Below are 206 nucleotides of genomic sequence, written 5' to 3'. Positions count from 1 at the left end.
GTGACAATCAACGGAACTATCGCACAGTTCAGTTGCAAGCTGAGCGTGACCAAGGCGATATGGGATGCCAAGGGCAACAGAGCCAAAGGCAGAAGCAAGGAAGCCAATGAGGTGAACTTTGCGCTTGATAACATCAAGGCTCAAATCGCTAAGCATTACCAACGGCTTTCCGACCGTGAGGCGTTCGTTACCGCTGAAATGGTGAG

1 protein-coding gene is annotated in these 206 nt (G+C 51.0%); it reads left to right on the top strand.

Annotation, left to right across the window (positions count from 1 at the left end; genetic code table 11):
* A partial coding sequence (locus DWV53_RS16345) for an Arm DNA-binding domain-containing protein (protein WP_239667592.1) occupies positions 1–206 on the top strand: 206 nt, incomplete at both ends.

It is taken from the genome of Segatella copri (assembly GCF_003465495.1).
Taxonomy (GTDB): Bacteria; Bacteroidota; Bacteroidia; order Bacteroidales; family Bacteroidaceae; genus Prevotella; species Prevotella copri_G.
Note: the sequence above shows the minus strand (reverse complement) of the source record. Positions and strands in the feature narration are given on the sequence as shown.